3 protein-coding genes and 1 pseudogene are annotated in these 3,965 nt (G+C 72.1%); 2 read left to right on the top strand and 2 right to left on the bottom strand.

The genetic code is table 11. The features are described 5' to 3' along the window. Positions 1-98 precede the first annotated feature (98 nt). Positions 99-290: a DUF5703 family protein gene (locus ABZ749_RS30945; protein WP_013734349.1), complete on the bottom strand. Its 192-nt coding sequence runs from the start codon at positions 288-290 to the stop codon at positions 99-101. Positions 291-627: 337 nt separating this feature from the next. Here ABZ749_RS30945 and ABZ749_RS30940 point away from each other — a divergent pair, with 337 nt between their 5' ends. Continuing rightward, on the top strand, positions 628-1,536 hold the full coding sequence (locus ABZ749_RS30940; RefSeq protein WP_357233961.1) for a hypothetical protein: 909 nt from the start codon (positions 628-630) through the stop codon (positions 1,534-1,536). Between the two features lie 43 nt (positions 1,537-1,579). Here the strand turns inward: ABZ749_RS30940 and ABZ749_RS30935 are convergent, their stop codons facing one another. After that, positions 1,580-2,248, bottom strand: coding sequence for an SDR family NAD(P)-dependent oxidoreductase (locus tag ABZ749_RS30935; RefSeq protein WP_357233957.1), 669 nt, complete (start codon positions 2,246-2,248; stop codon positions 1,580-1,582). Here ABZ749_RS30935 and ABZ749_RS30930 point away from each other — a divergent pair. Next, a pseudogene (locus tag ABZ749_RS30930) lies at positions 2,222-3,847 on the top strand (SDR family oxidoreductase); the annotation flags it as partial. The gene ABZ749_RS30935 and the pseudogene ABZ749_RS30930 sit on opposite strands and share 27 nt — an antisense overlap. Between the last annotated feature and the right edge of the window lie 118 nt (positions 3,848-3,965).

The following is a 3,965-nucleotide window of genomic DNA, read 5'->3' as shown; positions in this document are numbered from 1 at the left end:
GTACGCGATCCCCACAGTCATCGGGGCGGTGATGTGGGGGTTCCTCTACAGCAGGGGCTTCGGCCCGCTCACCGGCCTCGGGCGGCACCGCCCGGTCGTCAGTACGACAGACCCGGCTGCGGCTGGTTGACCCGCCGCCGACGTAGCACCACCTGCCGCGTGCCGTCCCGGTACAGCCGCACCCGGGCCAACTCCCACCCGGAGAACTCCGCCTGGATCGCCAACTGCGCCGCTGCGGTCAACCGGTCGACGTTCGGCGGCAGCCGCAGTGGCGCGTACTCGTAGTCCATGCCCTCCATGCTGCCCAGCCCAGCGGCCGTTTGCCACCCCCTCCAGGGTGACCAACAACGCCGCCCCCACCGGTTCGCGCCGCGCCGCGCCCGCCCAACCCCCTCGCCGCGCCGATCTTGCACTTCCTGTCGCGACAAAACAGTCACGTCGCACCATAACGGCAACAGGAACTGCAAGATCGACGCGCTGGACCGGTTTCGCCCGGGGACGGTCGCGGGGGGCCAGGTCGACCAGACGGGGCGGGGCGGGGCGGGGCGGGGCGGGGCGGGGTGGGGCGACCAGAATGTCTTCGGGCAGCCGCCGGCGGGTCAGCCGGCGGGCCGCTAGGAGGAACGCGTGACGTCAGGGGAGCGTGGCCGGCTCGGTCGGTTCACCGATGCGGTGCTCGGCGGCGCGCGGGCCGCCCGGGACAAGGCCCGTGAGCTGCGCGACGAGTTCCGCACCAGCGACGAACCCGAACGCGCTCTCGTCGCGCCACTGCTGCCCGGGCAGGAGCTGCGCTATGTGGGGCTCGGCCCGGTTCGCCCCCCGCAGACCCACAGGGCCGGTCGGCAGCTCGCCGATGTGATGGCCGATGAGTTCGTCGACTCGCTCGATCCGAAGGTGCTGTTCGGGCTACTCAACATCGTCAACCCGGTGGTCTGGGTGGACGCGGTGCTGACGCCGGTCCGGCTGGCCGCGGGCGTGCTGCTGCTGCCGGGCAGGGCCGGCGCCATCGCCGCCGGTGTGCCGGAGGCAGCCGAACCGGAGCCGGCCCCTCCACAGCAGCGGGTGCAGCGGGATCCCATCGCGCTCACCGAGGAGCAGGAGGCGTTCCGGGCGTTGTTCCGGCTGAGCCAGTACCGGCCGCTGGCCGAGCAGCTCGCCGAGATCGCCCATCGCCGCCGGTACGTCTTCAGCGGCGACCTCGCCACCCTCGCCGGCAGCCTGCTGCTGTTCCTGGAGCGCTACAGCGGCACCCCGCTGGCGGTGACCGATACCCACCTGCACCTGCTGCGGATGGGCCCCCGCCCGGACGCCGACCGGCCCGACCGACGGCAACCGCGGGTGCTGTGGAGTATGCGACGCGACCGGGTGGCGCGGGTCGACTCGGAGCGCGGCGCGACCGGGCTCGTGCAGCTGACGTCCACGATCCTCTTCGACGACGGCTCCTGGATCCGGCTCACCCAGCCCGCGCTCCGCGACGACCAGTCGCGCTTCCTGACCGCGATCCACGATCTCCCCGGGCAGCGCCCTCAGCCGTGACCCGGCCGGCGTGACCAGCAGTACGCTGGGTCGCAGGAATAGATCAGTGCGCAGCTTCGGCAGGCAAGGGGTAGGCGACGCCTGTCGCCACTTCGGACATCGCCCACAATCGGCGTCGTGTGGCCGGGTCGCAGGCACGGTCCGGGGCCCGGTGCGGTTTCGGGTTGCCCTTGAACTGCCCCGGACCGCCCGGTCCGTAGTACTCGCCGCCGACGGCTCGTGGATCGGTGGCCGCCCGGAGTACGGACAGTGCACCGGCCCGAGCAGGCTGGGTAAACAGCCACCCAAGCGTCGCGTTGGCCACGCGGAAGCCTGAGGATGCGTCACGAAAGAGGCTGGTGCGCGCTCCGCCCGGATGAGCCGCGAGGCTGATCGTCGATGAGTCGGCCGCGGCGAGTCGATGCTGCAGTTCGAACGCGAACAGCAAGTTCGCGAGTTTCGAGGCGTTGTAGGCCGTGGTTGGCCGGTACCCGTCGAGGCTCCGGGGGTCGAGGGCCGTGACGGAGCCTGTGGCGGCCGCCTTGCTGCTGACCGTGACTATCCGTCCGGCCGGTGATCGCTCAAGCATGTCGAGGAGCAGGCCGGTCAGCGCGAAGTGGCCGAGGTGGTTGACTCCCATCTGAGACTCGAAGCCGTCCTTCGTACGCTGTGCCGGCTGCCACCACAGACCGGCGTTGTTGATCAGCCCCGCGCCCGGGTAACCATCGTCCACCTTCCCGACGACGCGGCCGTGGTGGACCGGGTGGTGACCGAGGTGGCGGGCACCGCCGACTACCGCGAGGTGCACTACGACACCTCCGGCGTACGCCGGGTGCCGACGCTGCGCGCCATGCCGGTGCGTGCCGCCCGGCCCCGTCCCGCGCTCGGCGCGGACGACGTGCTGCTGGTCACCGGCGGAGGCAAGGGCATCACCGCCGAGTGCGCGCTCGCCATGGCCACCGACAGCGGGGCGAGCCTGGCCCTGCTCGGCCGTTCCGACCCGGCGGCCGACACCGAGCTGGCGGCCAACCTGGCCCGGATCGCCGAGGCCGGGGTGACGGTCCGCTACGCCCGCGCCGACATCACCGACGCCGACCAGGTACGTCGTGCCGTCGCCGAACTCACAGCGCAGCTCGGCCCGGTCACCGCGGTCCTGCACGGTGCCGGCCGTAACGAGCCCGCCTCGCTGGCCAGGCTGAACCTGGCGGACTTCCGGGCCACGCTCGCGCCGAAGATCGACGGCCTGAGGGCCACCCTGGAAGCGGTCGACCCGGACCGGCTCAAGCTGTTGGTGACCCTGGGCAGCATCATCGGTCGCGCCGGGCTGCGCGGCGAGGCGCACTATGCCACCGCCAACGACTGGCTGGCCGAGACCACCGAGGAGTTCGGCCGACGGCACCCGGGATGCCGGGCTGTCTGCCTCGAATGGTCGGTCTGGTCGGGTGTCGGCATGGGCGAACGGCTCTCCGTGGTCGAGTCCCTCACCCGCGACGGGGTCACCCCGGTCACGCCGGACCAGGGCATCGCGATCCTGCGCCGGCTGCTGGCCGACCCGGACGCGCCCGGCACTGTGGTGATCAGCGGCCGCACCGAGGGCATCGACACGGTCCGGTACGACCTGCCGGAGCTGCCGCTGCTGCGGTTCGTGGAACGGCCGTTGATCCGGTACCACGGCGTGGAGCTGGTCACCGAGGTCGACCTCAACGTCGGTACCGACCTCTACCTGGCCGACCACCTTCTCGACGGCAACCTGCTCTTCCCGGCGGTGTTCGGCATGGAGGCGATGGCCCAGGTGGCCGGTGCGGTCACCGGCGACGGACGGGTGCCGGTCATCGAGCGGGCCGAGTTCCTCCGGCCGATCATCGTCCCGCCGTACGGCCGCAGCCGGATCCGGGTGGCCGCGACGGTGACCGACGACGACACCGTCCAGGTCGCCATCCGCAGCGAGGAGACGGGCTTCGCCGCCGATCACTTCACCGCGACGATGCGCTTCACCGACACGGTGGCCCCCGGCGGCCCGCCCGACCAGGTCTGCGACGAGATCGCCCCGCTGTCGATGTCACCGGCCGACGATCTGTACGGCGACGTGCTGTTCCAGGGTGACCGGTTCCAGCGGCTGCGCCGCTACCGGCGGGCCGCCGCTCGCCACGTCGACGTCGAGGTGGAGGCACTCGACGACGTCGACTGGTTTGCCCGCTTCGTGCCAGACCGTCTGCTGCTCGGTGACCCCGGTGTGCGGGACGCGCTGATGCACGGCAACCAGGTCTGCGTGCCGGACGCCACGCTGCTGCCGACCGGGGTGGAGCGGATCCACCCGGCGGGGGAGAAGCTGACCGGCCGGGGTGAGCTGCGCTACTGCCATCGGGCGTGACCGGGCTCAAGCACCGCCTCGTCGGGCGGGGTGACTGGGTGGCGTACTCGGCGCTGCGCCAGGCCCACCGGGTCGCTGG

It is taken from the genome of Micromonospora sp. NPDC047753, from assembly GCF_040642735.1.
GTDB lineage: Bacteria > Actinomycetota > Actinomycetes > Mycobacteriales > Micromonosporaceae > Micromonospora.
This window is presented reverse-complemented; position numbering and strand designations above follow the sequence as displayed.

Bases quoted from the DNA above. Each gene is read 5' to 3' on its own strand.
- ABZ749_RS30945 (WP_013734349.1), bottom strand. From the start codon at position 290: ATGGACTACGAGTACGCGCCACTGCGGCTGCCGCCGAACGTCGACCGG.